At 62.5% G+C, this 20,002-nt stretch carries 15 protein-coding genes; 8 read left to right on the top strand and 7 right to left on the bottom strand.

The annotated features are described in order from the left end of the window. Positions 1 to 13: 13 nt before the first annotated feature. The 7 genes from ACKPCU_RS03725 to ACKPCU_RS03695 form a co-directional block, all read right to left on the bottom strand. Complete coding sequence (locus tag ACKPCU_RS03725; protein ID WP_321350011.1) at positions 14 to 979, bottom strand: chemotaxis protein CheB; 966 nt, start codon at positions 977 to 979, stop codon at positions 14 to 16. Next, on the bottom strand, positions 972 to 7,424 hold the full coding sequence (locus ACKPCU_RS03720) for a hybrid sensor histidine kinase/response regulator (protein WP_321350006.1): 6,453 nt from the start codon (positions 7,422 to 7,424) through the stop codon (positions 972 to 974). Before ACKPCU_RS03720 ends, ACKPCU_RS03725 begins: the two co-directional genes overlap by 8 nt. 2 nt (positions 7,425 to 7,426) lie before the next feature. After that, positions 7,427 to 8,311, bottom strand: coding sequence for a CheR family methyltransferase (locus ACKPCU_RS03715; protein ID WP_104736510.1), 885 nt, complete (start codon positions 8,309 to 8,311; stop codon positions 7,427 to 7,429). Positions 8,312 to 8,366: 55 nt separating this feature from the next. Continuing rightward, positions 8,367 to 10,403 (bottom strand): methyl-accepting chemotaxis protein, encoded by a 2,037-nt coding sequence (locus ACKPCU_RS03710; RefSeq protein WP_321350004.1) that lies wholly within the window; start codon positions 10,401 to 10,403, stop codon positions 8,367 to 8,369. 92 nt (positions 10,404 to 10,495) lie between these two features. Further along, positions 10,496 to 11,032, bottom strand: a complete 537-nt coding sequence (locus tag ACKPCU_RS03705; protein ID WP_321350003.1) for a chemotaxis protein CheW — start codon at positions 11,030 to 11,032, stop codon at positions 10,496 to 10,498. A gap of 45 nt (positions 11,033 to 11,077) precedes the next feature. Next, on the bottom strand, positions 11,078 to 11,443 hold the full coding sequence (pilH, locus tag ACKPCU_RS03700) for a twitching motility response regulator PilH (protein ID WP_104736513.1): 366 nt from the start codon (positions 11,441 to 11,443) through the stop codon (positions 11,078 to 11,080). A gap of 37 nt (positions 11,444 to 11,480) precedes the next feature. Beyond that, a complete protein-coding gene (locus ACKPCU_RS03695; RefSeq protein ID WP_104736514.1) occupies positions 11,481 to 11,894 on the bottom strand; it encodes a response regulator in 414 nt (137 codons plus the stop codon). A gap of 227 nt (positions 11,895 to 12,121) precedes the next feature. On the opposite strand from ACKPCU_RS03695, the gene gshB reads away from it, so the two are divergent. From gshB to siaA, 8 genes are all read left to right on the top strand, one after another. Continuing rightward, a complete protein-coding gene (gene gshB, locus ACKPCU_RS03690; RefSeq protein ID WP_321350000.1) occupies positions 12,122 to 13,075 on the top strand; it encodes a glutathione synthase in 954 nt (317 codons plus the stop codon). A gap of 115 nt (positions 13,076 to 13,190) precedes the next feature. Next, a complete protein-coding gene (locus ACKPCU_RS03685; protein WP_321351731.1) occupies positions 13,191 to 14,087 on the top strand; it encodes an energy transducer TonB in 897 nt (298 codons plus the stop codon). A 70-nt stretch (positions 14,088 to 14,157) separates the two neighbouring features. Beyond that, on the top strand, positions 14,158 to 14,718 hold the full coding sequence (locus tag ACKPCU_RS03680) for a YqgE/AlgH family protein (RefSeq protein WP_321349998.1): 561 nt from the start codon (positions 14,158 to 14,160) through the stop codon (positions 14,716 to 14,718). Next, complete coding sequence (gene ruvX, locus ACKPCU_RS03675; RefSeq protein ID WP_321349996.1) at positions 14,718 to 15,158, top strand: Holliday junction resolvase RuvX; 441 nt, start codon at positions 14,718 to 14,720, stop codon at positions 15,156 to 15,158. Before ACKPCU_RS03680 ends, ruvX begins: the two co-directional genes overlap by 1 nt. Continuing rightward, positions 15,155 to 15,667, top strand: coding sequence for a bifunctional pyr operon transcriptional regulator/uracil phosphoribosyltransferase PyrR (pyrR, locus tag ACKPCU_RS03670; protein WP_321349993.1), 513 nt, complete (start codon positions 15,155 to 15,157; stop codon positions 15,665 to 15,667). The genes ruvX and pyrR overlap by 4 nt, the downstream gene beginning before the upstream one ends. 7 nt (positions 15,668 to 15,674) lie before the next feature. Further along, positions 15,675 to 16,670 (top strand): aspartate carbamoyltransferase catalytic subunit, encoded by a 996-nt coding sequence (locus tag ACKPCU_RS03665; RefSeq protein ID WP_104736517.1) that lies wholly within the window; start codon positions 15,675 to 15,677, stop codon positions 16,668 to 16,670. 3 nt (positions 16,671 to 16,673) lie between these two features. Next, positions 16,674 to 17,948, top strand: a complete 1,275-nt coding sequence (locus ACKPCU_RS03660) for a dihydroorotase (RefSeq protein ID WP_321349990.1) — start codon at positions 16,674 to 16,676, stop codon at positions 17,946 to 17,948. Between the two features lie 59 nt (positions 17,949 to 18,007). Next, a complete protein-coding gene (siaA, locus tag ACKPCU_RS03655; protein WP_321349988.1) occupies positions 18,008 to 19,999 on the top strand; it encodes a biofilm regulation protein phosphatase SiaA in 1,992 nt (663 codons plus the stop codon). Positions 20,000 to 20,002 lie beyond the last annotated feature (3 nt).

The raw sequence follows: 20,002 nt of genomic DNA, 5'->3' as shown, positions 1-20,002 counted from the left end.
TCAATGTTGTTGCTCAACTGGCCGCAGACCATTCCTGCGCCAGCCAGCGTTGCAGCGCGGCTGCCAGCTCCTCGGGTGAACCCTGCCGGTGGCTGAAGCCGGCATCGCGTACCGCATCGGGCATGGTCGCACAGGCCGCACTCTGCGTGTCCTGGGTCCAGACTTCAATACCCTGCTGACGCATACGCCCGCAGGCGGCAACGCCGTCTTCGCCCATGCCACTGAAGATAATTGCACCGCAGGCCGGGCCAAACTGCTGACAGACCATGTCCAGCACCGTCTCAATTGACGGCTGATAAGGGCCGGGCCAGGGTTCATCACTGAGACTCAGCACGCCGTCGCGACTGAAGCCCAGGCGCTGGGCAATCGGCACCACCAACACCTCACCCGCCTGCAGGCGGCTGCCGGGGCGGCAGTTGAGTATCTGCCAGTCGTTCTGCCGGCCAATGATCTGGGGCAACTGCTGTTCAAACCCGGGATCGATATGCTGGGCATAAACAAAGGCAACCGGCAGGTTCGGCGGCAGCGTATCGAGAAAGCGTTTGACCGCGGCAGGCCCGCCGAGGGACGCACCCAACACCCAGATACAGGGAGCACGCTCAGCCGGATTGGGCAGCGGTGTTGCAGCCAGACTCGGAGCCTGGCCCTGCACCGGGGTGCCCAGCATCGGCTGCAGCTTGGCATACAGCCGGCACTGCCAACGCGGATAATCTTCGCTGTCGATGGCAGGAATTTCCCCCGCCCCCAATAACACCGGGACCTCGCTGTGCTCAAGCAGCCACTCGGTCAGAGGTGATTCCTCTGCCAGCTCCAGCAACCAGGCATCGGCCTGAACGAGCGCCAATTGCGCCGGCTGCAACGACAACGGGTCTTCGGCGGATACGACACGGTAGCCGAAGGTGCTCAACACCTGCGCCAGCTGTTGACGCTGGCCCGCGTGGCAGGCCAGCAATGCAATACCGGGTGCCGGCTCAGCCACCACTCTCTACCAGTTGATCAATCACCTCCAGCAGCTGGGCTTCCTGATAGGGCTTACCCAGATAGACGTTGACGCCAATACCAAGCGCGCGCTCCCGGTGCTTTTCGCCAGTACGCGAGGTAATCATCACGATTGGCAGCTTCTCCAGCCGCGGATCGTGACGAACCAGCGTGGCGACCTCGAAGCCGTCCATGCGCGGCATCTCGATGTCCAGCAACATGATATCCGGCGTGATGTCCTGCAGCTTGGCGATAGCCTCGACCCCGTCCTTGGCGGTGACCACTTCCATGCCGTTACGCTCAAGCAGGCGGCTGGTAACCTTGCGCACGGTGATTGAGTCGTCGACCACCATCACCAGTGTCGGTCGCTCCTCTTCGTATTCACCAACCAGCGCTGCACGCTCGGCGGCCAGCTGCTGCAGAGCCTGCTGTGCCTGCTGGGCGCGGATGACCGCAAGCAGATCGAGAATCACCACCACCCGACCGTCACCCAGGATGGTCGCACCGGAAATCCCCGGCACCACCGCAAACTGCTTGCCGAGGCTCTTCACCACGATCTCGCGCGAACCCGCCAGTGCATCGACCTGAACGGCGACGCTGTGTTCGGCGCCCCGCACCAGAATCACCGGCAACGGCAAGCTGTGGCCAGACAGCTTGGGCTGCTGACCGGTTACCAGCAAATCGCCGAGATAGCGCAGATCATAGGTCTTGCCAGCGTACTCGAATGGCGGCGCATCCGGCGCGTAATAGGCTTCCAGCTCGTAACCGGAAACCCGTACGATACCCTCGATGGTGTTTAGCGGGATGGCGTAAAGGTCCTCGCCCGAATACACCATTAGCGCGCGGTTTACCGACACGGTAAACGGCAGGCGGATGATGAACGTCGAGCCGTTGCCGGGCTCGGTCGTCAGCGTCATGCTGCCACCGAGCTGCTTGACCTCGGCGTTTACCACATCCATGCCGACCCCGCGGCCAGAAATCTGGGTCACCTTCTCGGCGGTAGAGAAACCCGCTTCGAGAATGTACTGCAGTACTTCCTGGTCGGTGAGATCAGTATCGGCGTCCATCAGGCCGCGTTCGACCGCCTTGCGCCGCACCGCCTCAAGGTTGATGCCGGCGCCGTCATCCTGCAGGGTCAGCACGATTTCACCACCCTCACGCTGCAGATCCAGACTGATTCGTCCTTCACGCGGCTTGCCACTAGCGGCACGCTGTTCGGGCAATTCGATACCGTGATCCACCGCGTTGCGCAACATGTGCTCCAGCGGCCCGATCATGCGCTCCAGCACGCTACGGTCCATTTCCCCTTCAGCGTTGCCGATGGCGATATCGACCTGCTTGCCAAGCTCGCTGGCGACCTGGCGAACCACCCGGCGCAAGCGCGGCACCAGACGCTCGAACGGCACCATGCGGGTGCGCATCAAGCCTTCCTGCAGCTCGGTGTTGACCCGTGCCTGTTGCAACAACAGGGTTTCAGCGTCACGGCTGCGGGTAGCCAAGGTTTCCTTCAGGTCGAGCAAGTCAGACGCCGACTCGAACAGCGAGCGCGACAGCTGTTGCAATTGTGAGTACTGGTCCATTTCCAGCGGATCGAAGTCTTCGTATCCCGGCCCCATCTGGTCCTGGTGGCGCGACAGAATCTGCGCCTGGGTTTCCATATCGAGACGACGCAACTGATCACGAACCCGGTCGATGGTGCTTTCCACGTCTTCCAGAATCTGCGCAACGTCGGTGACCTGCTGCTCAATGCGACCACGGAAAATGGACGTTTCACCCGCCAGGTTGACCAGCTCTTCCAGCAACGCGGCGGAGACCTTAACGCTTTCCTGTGCAGCCGCCCGCTTATTGCCCTCACCGGCAGCCGGCGCATCAGCCTCCATCGCCTGCTTCAGTACGGCGTTGACGTCGGCCAGCGACATGCCGTCGGCGACCGGCGGCTCATCGGCGACAGCAACCGCAGCGGGCGGTATCGAGACCGGTGTTGCCGGCTCCGGCCCGAGAGCTTCGCTACCAGCGGCGAGCTGCGCAACCGCATCCTGCAACGCGGTGAGCTCGGACTCCTGCGCAGTACCGGCAACAAGGGCCCCTTCGAGCTGCTTGGCTTGCTCGGCCAGACCGTGTTGACCAGCTAGACGGGCACTTCCCTTGAGCGTCTGTACCCTGTGCAGCAGGTCTGCCGCAGCGGCGGCATCATTATCCTTGGCTGCGAACAACCACTCGCAGGGCCCCAGCAGCTCCTGGGCTTCTTCGACGAACATCGCCAGCATGCCCTGCATCGGCGGCGCAAGGACCGGCTCGGCCGGCCTGTGCTCCTGCTGCGGGCTGACACTCGCCTCACTGCCGGGCAATGCCGGGACATCCCCGGGGTTCTTGCGGAAGCCATTGATAGCGGCGATCAGCGCAGCACCATCACTGATGGGTCTAGAGGCGACAACCCCTTCGACCATCTCTGCCAGCGCATCGTGGCAGGCATGCAGCAGTGCAATCAGCCCTTCACTGGGCTCATACCGCTGATCACACAAGCCTTCGTAGACGAACTCCATCTCGTGGGCAAGATCGCCAATCGGGCGAATCTCGGCCATCCGTGCGCCCCCCTTGAGGGTGTGCAGGTCACGCTGCAATGCTTCTACCGCCAGCGTGTTACCAGTGTCAGCGATCCATTGCTGCAGGCTGCCTGCGGCGCTATCTATGATTTCCTGCGCTTCTTCCAGGAAGATATCGACCAGTTCGGCATCGGTACCCGCCTCGCTCAGGCTCCAGCTGCCGCCTGTCGGCGCAACCGGGGCGGCCGCTGTCGGTGCCGGCTCGATAGCCAGGCTACCGGGGATCAGCGCTTGCAACGCCTGCAATTCCGCATCGGCGGGCAGCAGGTGTTGGTGGGCCGCAACCTGATCCATCATGCTGATCAAGCGCTCATGGCCAGCCGCCAGCGCATCGACGACCGTGTCATCCGGGCTCAGCAGGCCGGCCTGCAGGCGCTCGTGCACCTGCTCAAGGGTATCGGCCAGTCGCTCCAGCGGCGCCAATTCAACTTCTGCCGCGACCTCGGCCAGAGCGCGCAAACTCGCCGCCAGCTCGTGACTGTCGAACTCGGGCGTAACGCCCGGGGTGCGCATGTTCAGCTCGTCACTGACGTCCAGCAGTTGATCAATGCCCTCAGTCAGGAAAATCGACATCAGGTCGGCGCCAGCGGCCCCTTCCAGGTCAGCCCGACCACTTTCCCGAGCACTCAGTCCCAAATCACGCAGCTGTTCGATACGCTGCAGAAATTCGTCCGATCCGGCGAGCGGCGCCTGCGGCGAAGCGACCAGTTGCTCCAGGCCGGACTCGAACAGGCCGACCGCATCACCCAGCAGCTCAACCAACGCCTGATCGGCCGGGATGAGATTAGCCTTGAAATCCTTGGTGAGTTTTTCCAACGGCGTGGCCAACAGAGCAATCGGCTGAATACCGGCCATATGAGCACTGCCCTTGAGGGTGTGCAGGGCGCGCTGCAGCGAATCGCTCAGGGCACGCGGCGTACCGTAGTCACGGCAGTCGCGCAGATAGGCGTTGATCTGGTCGATATGGTTACGGGTTTCGTTGCGGAAAATCTCCAGCAACACCGGGTCCATTCCAGCGGCCGTATCCAGTTCGGACTCCGGCTCGGCGGCGCCCTCAGCATCGTCGGCAGGCGCGGAGTCAAACTCAACGGGCAGAGCATCCTCCGTCGAGGCCGACATCTCGTCACCAGCCTCGTCCGGCAATACCGGCATATCTTCAAACGGCGGCACCTCGTCTGCGGGCGCGCCTTGCTCATCCAACCCGGAAGAGCCCGACTGAGCCTCGTCAACCGCCGGGGAATCAACCCCCGCATCAAGGCTCAGGTCATCGTCGAGCGTTGCCAACGGCAAGGTTTCGTCATCCGCCGCGGCCACTTCGTCGAGCTCCGGCAGTTCAAACTCGCTCAGATCGACCAGCTCGATGGCTTCGGCTTCGGCTTCGGCTTCGGCTTCGGCTTCGGCTTCGGCTTCGGCTTCGGCTTCGGCTTCGGCTTCGGCTTCGGCTTCGGCTTCGGCTTCGGCTTCGGCTTCGGTATTCAGTGTGTCTGCTTCTGGCTCCAGATCCAGCGTTTCCGGCGTATCCGCGCCTGTAGCGCTGACCTCGGCAGCAGACTCGCCGGCCTCCGGCAACGCTTCTCCGCGGGCCAGTGCTTCCGCTTGCGCAGTCAACTGGGCAACCTCTGGCAGCGGCTGCTGCTGGCCTGCAGCAAAATCTTCAACCAGCCGAGGCATCAACCCGCGTACGGCGTTGACCACCTGGAACAGCGGTGTATCCGCTTCGATGCTGCGATCCAGAACCCGATTCAGCATGTTCTCGACGGCCCAGGCCAACTCGGCCAGCACCCCGGCGCGCACCATCCGACCGCTACCCTTGAGCGTATGGAACCCGCGCCGAACCTCAGCGAGCGCCTTGTTGTCTGCAAGGTCGGCCTGCCATTGCGGAGTAAACTCGGCCAGGGTTTCCAGCACTTCCCCGGCCTCTTCGACAAAAATCTCTATCAGTTCGTCATCAAGCTCGTCATCTTCCGGCTCGTCGGCCGCTGGCTCTGGCTCTGGCTCTGGCTCTGGCTCTGGCTCTGGCTCTACAGCCTGCGGTGCGCCGGCGGCGTCGGCAAGCGGCTCAGGCTCCACCGGCAACTCCGGCGCAACCGAGTCCTGAACCGGCGACAGGGTCGCTGACTCATCGGCAGGCTCGTCTTCTGGCAATGTCTGCGGATGGTAGCCAAGCAGTCCGAGACGCTCTTCCGCCACATCAAGAATGCTGTCGCCACGGCCGCTGTCGTCTTCAGCCAGGCGCTCCAGGTAGTAATCGATACTGGTGATAACGTCAGCCAGCGCGTCCAGAGCGGTCCAGTCCGGTACCAGCTCCCGACCTACCAGTTGCTCGTTGATATAACGCCGGCAAGCCGAAACCGCTGCTGCCGCACGCTCCAGCGGTACCATGGCAAGGCCACCGCGCACACTGGTCAACAGGGCGTCGATGGGCGCCAGTTGGGCGTGATCCCACTGATTGGCGATGAAGGCGTTGATCGCTTCACGGGTTGCCTCGAGCGCGTTACGCGCTTCCTGCACCACTAACTGGTGCACCAGAGCAATGTCCTGTGCCGCGGCCAGGCCCTGCATTTCGCTGTCGCCGCCACCGTCCTGCTCGCTACGCTCGACGCCCAGAATGCCCTGCAGACTGGCCTCGACGTAGAGCATGCCGCCAGCCACATCCATCAACGCCGCATCGGTGATGGCTGACTCGCCAGACGCCAGTCGGGCGACCTGCTCGATCTGTTCAGTCAATACCCGGCGTGGCTGACCAAGGCCCAGCATCGCCAACGTATCGGCAATGCGTTTCATCACCGGCAGGATGTTCTCCAGCCCGTCAAGCTGGCGGCGGTCGCTGCGTACGAACAGATCGAACTGATCCTTCACCTGCATCAGCTCTTCGCCAAGTGCCAATGCGACCGAGTGCATGGCTTCGCGATCCGGGCCAACCAAGCGGTCGCCCACTGCGCGCTGCTCCTCGCTCCAGGTGCCCTTGAGCTGGTAACGCTCTTTCAGGGCATCCAGGCGGGGACTGCCATCGGCACTCTTGGCAACATAAAACAGCAGGTTTCGTAGCAGCTCACGCGGCGGCGCGCTCTCCAAAGCGGTTGCGCCACGCGCCATCAACTGACGCAATTCCTGATCGGCCTGACGCAGCAGCTGACGTACAGCGGCGCTGTTTTCAATGCTGCCGATCTCGAGCCCTTCGGCCACGCCGGCAAAAATCGACCAGAGCTGGGCATAGGGTGCCCCGGCACACAACGACTCCAAGCGAGCAAACACATTGCGCAGATGACGGCTGTTCTGGGCCAACTCCTGACCACGGATTACACTGGCCTGGGCCATCTGCAGCGCCTGACGCAGCTTGCGCAGCTGCCGTACGCTGGCCTCGTCGCTGAGGTCGGCGACGGCGTCACTCCGCGGCTGGGCCTCGCCACCATCCAGCGCCGGGCTGAACACCGCGTTCTCGGACAGTAGCTTGTCACCACGAGCAGTGCGCATGTCGTTGAGCAGCGGCAGCAACACCATAGGCAGGTCTCGGCGACCGGTCTGCACCCGATCAAGGTAGGCTGGCATCTGCAGGATCGCCTGCATCAGGACTTCCAGCGCTTCCCCTTCGCGACTGGCCGAGCCGTTCATCAACGCCTGGGCCAATTGCTCCATTTCCTCGGCAAGCAAGGCCGCACCGTAGAACTCGACCATCTGCAGCGTGCCGTGAACCTGATGGATATAGGTCAGGCAAAAACGCAGTCGGGTCGAGTCCTCGGGGTTTTCGACAAAGGCTTCCAAAGCTTGTCGCGCTTGATTCAGCGTTTCGGATATCTCGCCCTTGACCCAGTCAAGCGCGACATAATCATGCCGATCACCCATATTCACTCCAGACGTCCATTGCTGTCCCGGCGCACGTATGCCTGCACCTGATCATCAGGCAGGCGTTCGAGCAACGGGTTGTTCCAGTCCACGATTTCACCCAGTCCGATCACCAGCAGGCCACCTGGAGCCAGCCGTCTGGCAAGCAGGTTCAACAGGTCGCGACGACGCCAGCGGCGGAAATAGATGAGCAGGTTCTGGCAGAAGATGATGTCCAGGTCCTGAATCGGAGCCTGGGCCAGTTCAAGAATGTTCAAGCGGGCAAAACAGACCCGGTCACGCAGGGCATACGCCACTTCGTGGCGATCATTGGGCAACGGCTGCAGCCATTCGCGGCGCTCCCGTTCGTTCAGCCCGCCGAGTCGGCCGCCCGGATAGATCGCGGTACGACCCTGCTCCAGCGCCTTGTGGCTGATGTCAGTCGCCCAGATGCCGTAGCCCGGAGGATGACCACCAGCCCGTCGAATGCTCTGCTCGACCATGATCGCCATGGAGTAGGCTTCCTCGCCACTGGCGCAGCCGACGCTCCACAGCTGCAGCGGACGCTCCTTGGCCTGCGCCTGCAGCAGTTGATCGAGGTGACGACCAACCACATCAAAGGAAGGGCGATGGCGCATGAAGCTGGTTTCGCGCACCGTCAGACGCTCAATCAGTGCAGACCATTCGACCGCGCCGGCCGCACCGTTGGTCACGTGCTCGAAATACGCCTGATAATCAGCCATATCGAGTTCGCGCATGCGCGCGCTCAGGCTGGTCTGCAGAAAGGTCTTGCGTTGATCGCTGACGCACACGCCCGTGCGCGCCTCCAGCAGCGTTTGCCACTGACGAAACTGCTGCACGTCCATTTCCGGCAGCTGTTGCAACGACCAGTTTTGCGTTGTCTGCACGTATGACCCTCGCACTCAGCGTCTTCGGGCGACGTCTGACGCCGCCCGTTTCAGCTTAGTCGCCCTGCGGCAGTGTGAAACCATCAACCGACTGACGCATCGCCTCGGCCAGTTTCGCCAGTTCACCAATGCTGCGCGCCGTCGTGGTAGTACCTGCAGAGGTCTGCGAGGTAATTTCCTGAATGACGTTCATGGTGTTGGAGATGTGGCCGGCCGAAGAGGCCTGTTGGCGTGCTGCGTTGGAGATGTTCTGAATCAACGCTGCCAGGCTAGTCGATACTTTTTCAATCTCTTCCAGAGCGACACCGGCGTCCTGCGCCAGGCGAGCACCCCGTACCACCTCGGAAGTGGTCTGTTCCATCGAGATTACCGCTTCGTTGGTATCGGTCTGAATGGTTTTAACCAGGGCCTCGATCTGCTTGGTTGCACCGGAGGAGCGTTCTGCGAGGCGCTGTACCTCGTCCGCAACCACCGCGAAGCCTCGACCTGCGTCGCCAGCCATGGAGGCCTGGATCGCCGCGTTAAGAGCCAGAATGTTGGTCTGGTCGGCAATGTCGTTAATCAGGCTTACGATGTCACCGATCTCCTGGGACGACTCACCCAGACGCTTGATCCGCTTGGAGGTGTCCTGGATCTGCTCACGAATGGTGTCCATGCCAACGATGGTGTTCTGTACCACCTCGTTACCCTTGTTGGCGATGGCTACCGAGCGCTCCGCTACCGCCGCCGATTCGGAGGCGTTGGCAGATACCTGGTCAATGGAAACCGCCATCTCGTTTACCGCCGCCGAGGCGCCGGCAATCTCCTGCGCCTGGTGCTCGGAGGCTTCGGCCAGATGCATCGCGGTGCCCTGTGTTTCCTGGGCTGCGCGCTCCACTTCCTGAGCGGTGTCGTTAATGGTACCTACCAGCGCACGCAGTTGGTCGATGGACTCGTTGATGGAGTCGGCGATCGCGCCGGTGAAGTCCTCGGTTACCGTTGCCTGGGCTGTCAGGTCACCGTCGGCCAGATCGCCGATTTCGTCGAGCAGCCGCAGAATTGCCGCCTGGTCACGCTGGGTTTTTTCCAGCGTCTCGTCCAGACGCAGACGGGTATCACGGGTCAACTGGATACCAATCAACAGCAGACAGGTCAGCGCGATGGCCGCCAGCACGTAGCCCAAAATGGTGTTGGCAACACGGGCATCGGCGTTGTCTTCAAATGCTTTTGCCAGGCGGGATGCGTTCTCCAGCAGCGACTGCGAGTCGGTGAAGATGTCGTTGGCAGCAGTCCGTACCTGATACAGCTCCGGGGAGGTCAGCAGAATCTGGTCAACCGAGTCGGATACATAACGGAACAGCGACTGAATTTCCTGCAGTCGGCTGGCTGCCTCTGCGTCAGCTACCTTGGTAATGCCGATACTGGCGTTACCTTCGATCATGCCCTGCAGTACCCGCCCGAACAGGCTGGCATCACGGCCGAAGCTGTCGGCCGCCATAACCGCGTCTTCGTCACCTTCCAGTACCCGGTTTACCGAACCAAGGATACGTTCAGCCAGCAGAGACTGGCGCTGGGCGATAGCGACTTGATCGGCTGGCGCATTGCTCGCGATCAGCACGTCTACCACGTCTTCATACTCGACCTGCAACTGCGGCACCGTGTCAGACAAGGTAGCGGCAACCTCATGCAGCGAAAGTACTGTGGTCTGGCTGGCCAGGATCGCATCAGCGTTGCGACGTACCTTGTCCCAGTCACTCTGCAGCTGTGCCTGCTGGTCAGCCATGCTCGCCGGCATCGGCGGCAGACCGGAAGCGGCGTCGCCCTGGACCAGGAAGTCCCAGCGTTGCTGGAAGTCATTACGTGCGCTCAACAGCAGACCAAAGGCCTCCGGCGTACCGGTGGCCGCTTCGGTTGCCGACTTGGAGATCTGCTGGGACAGAACCCGCAGCTCACCGGCGTGACCGATGTACTCGGTATCACGCGAGCTCTGCGTGTTCAGATACAGGAAGTTGGCGATCAGCAACACCAGCGACAGCAACAGAATGGCGCCTAGGCCAAGTACCGTACGGTTGCTTCGCAAGGAAGACAGCGTCTGTGTATCAAGTATCTTCATATTACTGGCCCCTACCTGGCCTACGGCTGTTTTTTCTGGCTAACATGCTCCGGCGCAAGTGCGGCGCTAACCGCACGTCACACCAATTCTGATCAGATAGCTACGTCAAGAAAGTCCTGATCACGTGCCAGGGCGCGAAAATTGAACACCAGCGCCTCACGCTCCCCCTGGTATCCACCGATCACATACGGCCGCACCCGCGGCTCCAGCTCTGGCAATTCGGTACTGAAGGTACTGACCGGCAAATGCTGCATCCCCAGTACTTCATCGACCAACAGGCCGACAAACAGGTCGTCACGATCCAGCACCAGCACCCGACGCTGCTTACGCCCGCCACTGGTGGCCACACCGAAAAAGCGACTCATATCAACAATCGGCAGCAGACGCCCGCGCACGTTCGCCACACCACGCACCCAGGCCTTGACCCGAGGAAGTGCGGTGTAGCGAGGTTCGTGGAGAATTTCCGTGATTTCACCCATGGCGGCCAGCATGACATGGCCCGCAAGGCGAAAACCGACACCGCTCCAGGTTTCGCTGACTTCGTCCTGCGACGGAAGACCCGCCGCCTGTTGGCGACATTGGCCAGCGAGTTGCTGCAGCAGTTCAAAGGGATGTTGAGTGTCTGACATGCCGTCCCTGTTCTCTTTCTTATCCGGCATCGAAGGTGCCGGCACCTAGCTACCGAGCACGGTTTTCAGCGTCTTGATCAGGATGGACTCATCGACGGGTTTGGTCAGATAGTCCTTGGCGCCCTGACGGGTACCCCACACCTTGTCGGTTTCCTGATCCTTGGTGGTCACGATGATGACCGGGATATGATTGGTTTCCGGGTCCTTGGTCAGCTGACGTGTTGCCTGAAAGCCGTTCAGGCCAGGCATAACGATATCCATCAGCACCGCATCCGGTTTCTCCTGCCGGGCCAGCGCCACACCGTCAGCGCCATTTTCGGCCTTGAGGACTTCGTAACCGTGTTTTTCCAGCATGCCGGTCAGCTTGTACAGCTCGGTCGGCGAATCATCTACTACCAAAATGCGAGCCATCAGACTCCCCCGGGTTGTTCTTCGAATGAGTTAGTGCTCAGGCACCAGCGGCGCCCGCGACGCTACCGCTCTGCGGAACATGGGCACGAATGGCGCCCAGCAGTTCTTCCTTGCTGAACGGTTTGGTCAGATATTGGTCAGACCCGACGATCCGACCCTTGGCCTTGTCAAACAGGCCGTCCTTGCTCGACAGCATGATGACCGGGGTAGCCCGAAAGGCGCTGTTGTTCTTGATCAGGGCACAGGTCTGATAGCCGTCCAGGCGCGGCATCATGATGTCGACAAAGATGATATCCGGGTGGTTGTCGGCAATCTTGGCCAGTGCGTCAAAGCCGTCAACCGCCGTGATCACGTTACAGCCAACTTTCTTCAGCAGGGTCTCAGCCGTGCGTCGGATCGTCTTGCTGTCATCAATCACCATGACCTTGAGGCTCTCGAAATTTTCTTCCATAAGACCAGCCTTTGTTATTGATGGAGGGTCGTTTCAGAAGGCTGCTGTGTGGCACCCCTCGACCAGCCAAATCCCTTTCCGCGTACTTTTAGCATAGATTCCGCAGTCAATCTATAAAGCCGGAGCGGCTCCGAGGCAACACTGCCTACCTGTCCGCACTGGCTGTGCAGACACTCTGGCGCTACACTCGATTCCCCTTCCGAAACAGCCAGGAAAGCACACATCCTATGCGAATCCGCCTCGGTATAGTCATGGATCCAATCAACGCGATCCACTACAAGAAGGACAGTTCTCTGGCCATGCTGCTGGCCGCCAGCACCCGCGACTGGGAACTCTTCTATCTGGAGCCCCAGGACCTCTATCTGGCCAATGGCAAAGCCATGGGCTGCCTGCGTCCGCTGCAGGTTCACGCTAACCCGGATCACTGGTATGACCTGGGTGCACAACAGCAGGCGCCGCTCGATTCGCTGGACGTGATCCTGATGCGCAAGGACCCGCCGTTCGATAACGAGTTTCTCTATGCCACCCACATTCTGGAAGCGGCAGAGCGTGACGGTGTACTGATCGTCAACCGCCCCGCCAGCCTGCGCGACTGCAATGAAAAGCTGTTCGCCACCCAATTCCCGCAATGTGCACCGGATCACGTAGTAACTCGCCGCGCGGACATTCTCCGCGAATTCGCCACCCGGCACCGTGACGTTATTCTCAAACCGCTCGACGGAATGGGCGGTTCAATGATTTTTCGCATAAGAGAAGGCGATCCCAATCTCAGCGTGATCATCGAGACACTGACCCAGCACGGTACGCAGCAGATCATGGCCCAGCGCTACCTGCCGGAGATCAAGGATGGCGACAAGCGGATCCTGATGATCAAGGGTGAACCGGTGCCCTACTGCCTCGCCCGCATCCCGCAGCAGGGCGAAACCCGCGGCAATCTGGCCGCCGGCGGCCGCGGCGAAGCGCGACCGCTGACCGAGCGCGACCGCTGGATCGCAGCGCAGGTTGGCCCGGCGCTGCGTGAGCGTGGCCTGCTGTTCGTCGGCCTGGATGTGATCGGCGACTATCTCACCGAAATCAACGTCACCAGCCCGACCTGCATCCGCGAAATCGACGCAGCCTACGACACCGGCATCGGCGGTCGCCTGATGGACGCCATCGAGGAGCTGCTGCAGGCTCGCTGAGTTGGCAGCACGCCGCCGGGCGCAGATGTTCGGCGGCGTGACGCAGCACATGGACTTTTCCAGTCGCCGCGGGCAGACTGCTGCAGATAGTGACAGCACCCAGCACACGGATCGCATGAACAACGCAGCACCCCCCATTGCCGCCAGCACACCACCGACCGTCACCCCACGTGATCGCCTCGGCTTTGCCCTGTTTCTGGCCGCGGTGCTGCATGCCCTGGTCATTCTTGGCATCACTTTCGACATACCGACCCCGAACGAGCTGTCGAAGAGCCTAGAAATCACCCTCGCCACCCAGCACAGCGAAGCACCACCGGAAGACGCCGACTATCTTGCCCAGATGAATCAGCAGGGCAGCGGGACACTGGATGAAAAGGCTGCGCCCAGCACCACGGAAGAAGCGCCTTTCCAGGACAGCGAGATCAACCAGATCAGTCCGCCACCCCAGGTCAGCGCGCCGCCGCCCGAGCCCGTGCAGCAGAAAACCGTAACCACCACCGCACCCAGCCCGCAACGCGTTGATACCGCACCGCCGACGCCCAAACCGGTACCCGCGCCTGCAGCCCAGTTGCGTTTCGACATGAATGACCTGTCGCGCGAGATCGCCAGCCTGGAAGCCCAACTGGCCGAAGACCGCCAGGCCTATGCCCGCCGCCCGCGCATCCTGCGCCTGAACGCCGCCTCGACCATGCAGGACAAAGGCGCCTTCTACAAAGATGCCTGGCGCCGCAAGGTCGAGCAGGTCGGCAACCTCAACTACCCAGCCGAAGCCCGCGCCAACCGCATTTACGGCAGTCTGCGCCTGCTGGTTCAGATCAACCGCGACGGCACCCTGCGCGATGTGCAGATCCTTGAGTCCTCAGGCGAGCGGGTGCTGGATCAGGCCGCCATGCGCATCGTCCGCCTGGCTGCGCCTTTCATGCCTTTCACCGGCGACCTGATGGACATCGACGTACTGGAGATCATCCGCACCTGGCGCTTCGAACCGGGCGACCGGGTATCCAGCTTCTGACCCACAAGCGAGCGGCCTGCGCGGCAATTCGGGCCTTGCCCTGCCCGGCCTTCGGCTCAATACTATGGCCATGATGCAAACAACCCCCAGCAACCTCACCCATCACTTCCTGATCGCCATGCCGCACATGGCTGATCCGCATTTTGATCACAGCCTGATCTACCTCTGTGAACACAGCACTGAAGGTGCGATGGGCTTGATTATCAACCAGCCCAGCGATCTCAACCTGAGCGATCTGCTCGATCAACTGGCCCCCGACATCACTACCGGCATCGACGTCGCCGTACTCAACGGTGGCCCGGTCGAGCCAGAGCGCGGCTTCGTGCTGCATGGCGGCGAGCGCAAATGGGAGTCCAGCGTCGATCTCGGCCCACTGACGCTGACCACCTCGCGTGACATCCTCTGCGACATGGCCCAGGGTGCAGGGCCGGACAACGTCCTGATCACCCTCGGCTATGCCGGCTGGGGTGCTGGCCAACTGGAACAGGAGCTGGCCGACAATGTTTGGCTGAGCTGCCCGGCCGATCACGGCATTCTGTTCGCGCTGCCCTGTGACGAACGACTGGCCGCCGCGGCGCGCTCACTTGGCGTGGACTGGAGTCTGCTGACCAGCCAGGCAGGCCACGCCTGATGCCAACCACCCACCGCCGCGCCATGGCGTTCGACTACGGCACCCGGCAGATCGGCGTCGCCGTTGGCCAGACCCTGACCGGTAGCGCCGAGCCGCTGACTAACCTGCGGGCCCGTGACGGCGTACCGGACTGGGATCAAATCGGCAAACTGATCCGCGAATGGGAGCCGAACGTGTTGGTGGTTGGCCTGCCGTTGAACATGGACGGCAGCGCCAGTGACATGAGCGAACGCGCCGCCCGCTTTGCCCGCCGCCTGAACGGCCGCTTTCAGCTGCCGGTCGAGACGGTCGACGAGCGCCTGAGTACCTTTGAAGCCAAACAACACCTCAAGTCGCAGGGACGCACACCGAGCAGCTACCGGGACGACCCGGTCGACAGCCTCGCCGCGGCCCTGCTGCTGCAGACCTGGCTGAGCAGCCAGAGCAAGGAGACACCATGAGCACACTTCCCGCGGTCGACAGCCTGCTAAACAGCATGGCCGACCAGTTGCGCGCCCACCTCAGCGCGCGACAGATCAGCGACCCGGCCTTTGTCGGCATTCATACCGGTGGTGTCTGGGTTGCCGACGCTCTGCACGCTGCCGTCGCCCCTGAGGCGCCGATGGGCACGCTGGACATCGCCTTCTACCGTGATGACTTCGAGCAGCACGGCCTGCCGCAACGGGTTCGCCCGTCGGAACTGCCGTTCAGCGTCGACGATCGTCACATCATTCTGGTCGACGACGTGTTGATGACCGGCCGTACCATCCGCGCCGCGCTGAACGAGCTGTTCGATTACGGCCGCCCGGCCTCCGTCACCCTGGTTACCCTGATTGACGTCGACGCCCGCCAGTTGCCGATTCGCGCTGACATTCTTGGCGCCAGTCTGGCCCTGGAGGAAGGCCAACGGGTAAAATTGACCGGACCCGCCCCGCTGCAACTGACCCTGACTGACGCAGCTACCAACTGAGATCGCCATGAGCCTGACGCCGCATCACCTGCAACTCAACCAACAGGGCCAGCTGCGCCACTTCCTGACCATCGAAGGGCTGTCACGCGACCTGCTGACCGAACTGCTCGATACCGCCGACTCCTTCCTCGAAGTCGGTGAGCGCGCGGTCAAGAAAGTACCGCTGCTGCGCGGCAAGACGGTCTGCAACGTGTTCTTCGAGAACTCGACCCGGACCCGCACCACCTTCGAACTGGCGGCCAAGCGGCTGTCGGCCGACGTGCTCAACCTGAACATCTCGACCTCGTCGACCAGCAAGGGCGAAACCCTGTACGACACCCTGCAGAATCTCGAGGCGATGGCCGCCGACATGTTCGTCGTGCGCCACGGCGATTCCGGCGCCGCGCACTTTATCGCCGAGCGGGTCTGCCCGGACGTAGCCGTGATCAACGCCGGCGACGGCAACCACGCGCACCCGACCCAGGCCATGCTCGACATGCTGACCATCCGTCGGCACCGCGGCGACTTCGAGAACCTTTCGGTCGCCATCGTCGGCGACATCCTGCATTCACGGGTTGCACGCTCCAATATGCTCGCCCTGAAAACCCTCGGCTGCCCGGATATCCGCGTGATCGCCCCACGCACCCTGCTGCCCGAGGGCATCGACCAGTATGGCGTACGGGTCTTCAACGACCTGCGCGTGGGCCTGCGTGACGTCGACGTGGTCATCATGCTGCGCCTGCAGAAAGAGCGCATGCAGAGCGGCCTGCTGCCGAGCGAGAGCGAGTTCTACAAGCTCTACGGCCTGACCCGCGAAACCCTCGCACTGGCCAAGCCAGATGCACTGGTCATGCACCCCGGCCCGATCAACCGCGGCGTCGAAATCGAATCGGAAGTCGCCGACGGTCCGCAATCGGTGATCCTCAAGCAGGTGACCTACGGCATCGCCGTGCGCATGGCCGTCATGTCGATGGCCATGACCGGACAGACCACCCAGCGCCAGCTCAACCAGGAAGCGAACTGAACCATGCGACTGACGATTGAAGGCGCCCGGGTCATCGACCCCGCCAGCCAGTTTGATGAAATTACCGATCTGCATATCGCCGCTGGCCACATTCTGGCCATCGGTGCCGCACCCGAGGGCTTCAGCCCCAACCAGCGCATCGACGCCCGCGGCCTGATTGCTTGCCCCGGCCTGGTGGACCTCAACGTTTCCCTGCGCGAGCCCGGCTACAGCCGCAAGGGCAGCATCGCCAGCGAAACCCGGGCCGCGGCCGCCGGCGGCGTGACCACCCTGTGCTGCCCGCCGGACAGCCGCCCGGTACTGGACACCCCGGCGGTGGCCGAGCTGATCCTGGATCGCAGCCAGGCTGCCGGCAACGCCCGCGTGCTGCCCATCGGTGCCCTGACCAAAGGGCTGGAAGGCGAGCAACTGAGCGAACTGGTCGCCCTGCGCGATGCAGGCTGTGTTGCCTTTACCCAAGGGCTGGCGCCGATGGGCAGCAATCGCATCCTGCGTCGCTCGCTGGAATACGCAGCGACCTTCGGCCTGACCATCATTTTCACTCCGCAGGATGCTGACCTGGCCGAAGGCGGCATGGCCCATGAAGGGCCAACCGCCTCCCGCCTGGGCCTTGTCGGCATCCCGGAAAGCGCCGAAACCGTCGCTTTGGCCCGTGACCTGCTGCTGATCGAGCAGACCGGCGTGCGCGCCCACTTCAGCGGCCTGACCAGCGCCCGCGCGATGGACATGCTGGCCGATGCTCAGGCCCGCGGCCTGCCGGTAACCGCCGACGTTGCCGCCTACCAACTGCTGCTGTGCGACGAGGACCTGACCGGTTTCTCCAGCCAGCTGCACGTCATGCCCCCGCTGCGCTCCGCCGACGACCGGCGTGCCCTGCGCCAGGCCGTGCAGGGCGGCGTGGTGCAGGCTATCGCCTCGCATCATCAGCCGCACGAAGCCGAAGCCAAGCGAGTGCCCTTCGCCGCCTCGGCACCGGGCATCAGCAGCGTCGAAATTCTGCTGCCGCTGACCATGACACTGGTCGCCGATGGCCTGCTGGAAATGCCTGCGGCGCTGTCGCGGGTCACCACCGGGCCGGCGGCGGCTCTAGGGCTGTCAGCCGGGCAGTTGAACCAAGGCGGCGTCGCCGACATCACCCTGTTCGACCCGGCCCAGGCCTGCGAAATCGGCCGCAACTGGCTGTCCAGGGGAGCGAACTGCCCGTTCATCGGCAAAGGCGCGCCAGTGGCGGTCACCCACACACTGTACGGCGGAAAGCTGGTATACCAGACACCCTGACGCCGGAGCGGAGGACCGCCCGGCGAGGCACACACTGACCGATTGGAAGGAGTCCGGGCATGGCCGCATTCGGCTTGCGTGGCAAATCACTGCTGGCCCTGGTGCTGGCCTGTCTGTTGGCACTGGTACCCGCCGGCCTGATCGGCTGGTCGGTGCTAAGCGGCATTCACGAGCACTTTGGCGAGGCCTACGCCCGCAACGCAACGCTGCTTAGCCGCGAGAAAATTAGCGCGCCAATCAGCCGCGAGCTGGCGCTGTCCTTGCGCTTTGCCAATTCCGAAGTAACCCGCCAGTGGCTGCTTGACCCGAACGATCCGGCCAAGGCCGATCTGTTCTTCCGGGAGGCAGAGCTGTACCGGGCCGACTTCCGTGATCATGCCTACTTCATCGGCCGCCTGGACAACCTCAGCTACTACTTTAACGGCGGCGACCAGCCCCCCAGTACCGAGCCGCGCTATATTCTCAATCCCGACTCCGACGCCGACAGTTGGTTCTTCAGCTCCCTGCGCAATACCAAGAACTACAACATCAACGTCGACACCAACCCCGAGCTGGATACCACCAAGGTCTGGCTCAACATGGTGGTCAAGGATCACGACGGCAGCGTACTGGCCCTCGCGGGTTCCGGGCTGGATCTGTCCGACTTCATTCGCGACTTCATCACCAGCGATGATCCGGGTGTAACCCCCATGATCATCGACGCCGATGGAGCCATCCAGGCGCACAGCGACCGCAGCCTGATCGCGCTCAATTCCGGTGCCGACGCCAACAAGGGCACCGGCGCCAACCTGCTCAACCTGGTCAGCGACAAGGATCGCGCAGCGGTAGTCGCCGCCATCACCGCAGTCACCGCCGAACCGGGCGCTGTGCGTACACTACCGGTGCAGCTGCAAGGCACCTCCGAGCTACTGGCCCTGACCTTTATTCCGGAACTGAACTGGTATGTGGTCAACGCCATCGACCTGACCACCGCCGAGGTCATCGACAGCACCTGGCTGACCCCGTTGCTGATCGGCCTGGCCGCCCTGCTGCTGCTCATGGTGCTGATCTTTGCGGTTGCCATCGAGCGCCTGCTGCTTGGCCCGCTGCGCCAGCTCAAAAGTGGCGCCCAAGCGATGGCCGCCGGCAACTATGACGTGACCATGCCCGCTGCCCGCGACGATGAGATTGGCGAACTCAGCGACGCCTTCGGCATCATGGCCGAGAAAGTGCGCAGCCATACCCAGGAGCTGGAACAACGGGTTCAGGAACGCACTCAGGATCTGGAACAGGTCAACCAGCAGATGCACGCAGCGCGCAAGAAGATTGAAGACTCGATCGACTACGCCAGTCTGATCCAGCGCTCGATCCTGCCCAACCGGGAGCTGGTTAATGCCCTCGGCGAGCATCACGCCGTGCTCTGGCGCCCGCGCGACGTGGTCGGCGGCGACTTCTACATTTTCCGCAACGAACAGGACCACTGCCTGTTCGGCGTCGTCGACTGCGCCGGCCACGGCGTTCCCGGCGCTCTGATGACCATGCTGGCCCACGCCGCGCTGGACCAGGCCATCAGCGATTGCGGCATGCACGATCCGGCTGCCGTCCTGCGCCGCACCGACCAGATCGTCCGGCACATGCTCAGTGATTCGGAGGAAACCAAGTCGGTGGCGACCAACATGGACGTCGGCCTTGCTTACGTCGACCTCACGGCCCAGCAGGTTACCTTTGCCGGCGCCAAGATCTCCCTGTATCACAGCGACGGCGAAGTCGTGGAGCATCTCCCGGGCGCGCGCCGGGCACTGGGCGACAAGCGCCAGGGCGAGTACCAGAACGCACAGATCGCGCTACAGACCGGTCGCACCTTCTACCTGTGTACCGATGGTTTCCTCGATCAGGCCGGTGGCGACCGCGGCTTCGGCTTCGGCAACAGCCGCTTTGCCGAAATGCTACGCAGCCACGCCAGCTTGCCACTGAGCGAGCAAAGCGCCGCATTCAGCGATACACTGGCCGCATACCAGGGCAATTACCCGCAGCGCGACGACATCACCATGCTGTGTTTCCGTTTTGACTGAGCA

The sequence above is a fragment of the Halopseudomonas oceani genome (assembly GCF_963677335.1).
Lineage (GTDB): Bacteria > Pseudomonadota > Gammaproteobacteria > Pseudomonadales > Pseudomonadaceae > Halopseudomonas > Halopseudomonas oceani.
Note: the sequence above shows the minus strand (reverse complement) of the source record. Positions and strands in the feature narration are given on the sequence as shown.

Bases quoted from the DNA above. Each gene is read 5' to 3' on its own strand.
- ACKPCU_RS03695 (WP_104736514.1), bottom strand. From the start codon at position 11,894: ATGGAAGAAAATTTCGAGAGCCTCAAGGTCATGGTGATTGATGACAGC.
- ACKPCU_RS03680 (WP_321349998.1), top strand. From the start codon at position 14,158: ATGATGCAAACAACCCCCAGCAACCTCACCCATCACTTCCTGATCGCC.
- ACKPCU_RS03665 (WP_104736517.1), top strand. From the start codon at position 15,675: ATGAGCCTGACGCCGCATCACCTGCAACTCAACCAACAGGGCCAGCTG.
- ACKPCU_RS03710 (WP_321350004.1), bottom strand. From the start codon at position 10,403: ATGAAGATACTTGATACACAGACGCTGTCTTCCTTGCGAAGCAACCGT.
- gshB (WP_321350000.1), top strand. From the start codon at position 12,122: ATGCGAATCCGCCTCGGTATAGTCATGGATCCAATCAACGCGATCCAC.
- pyrR (WP_321349993.1), top strand. From the start codon at position 15,155: ATGAGCACACTTCCCGCGGTCGACAGCCTGCTAAACAGCATGGCCGAC.
- ACKPCU_RS03720 (WP_321350006.1), bottom strand. From the start codon at position 7,424: ATGGGTGATCGGCATGATTATGTCGCGCTTGACTGGGTCAAGGGCGAG.
- siaA (WP_321349988.1), top strand. From the start codon at position 18,008: ATGGCCGCATTCGGCTTGCGTGGCAAATCACTGCTGGCCCTGGTGCTG.
- ACKPCU_RS03705 (WP_321350003.1), bottom strand. From the start codon at position 11,032: ATGTCAGACACTCAACATCCCTTTGAACTGCTGCAGCAACTCGCTGGC.
- pilH (WP_104736513.1), bottom strand. From the start codon at position 11,443: ATGGCTCGCATTTTGGTAGTAGATGATTCGCCGACCGAGCTGTACAAG.
- ACKPCU_RS03660 (WP_321349990.1), top strand. From the start codon at position 16,674: ATGCGACTGACGATTGAAGGCGCCCGGGTCATCGACCCCGCCAGCCAG.
- ACKPCU_RS03685 (WP_321351731.1), top strand. From the start codon at position 13,191: ATGAACAACGCAGCACCCCCCATTGCCGCCAGCACACCACCGACCGTC.
- ruvX (WP_321349996.1), top strand. From the start codon at position 14,718: ATGCCAACCACCCACCGCCGCGCCATGGCGTTCGACTACGGCACCCGG.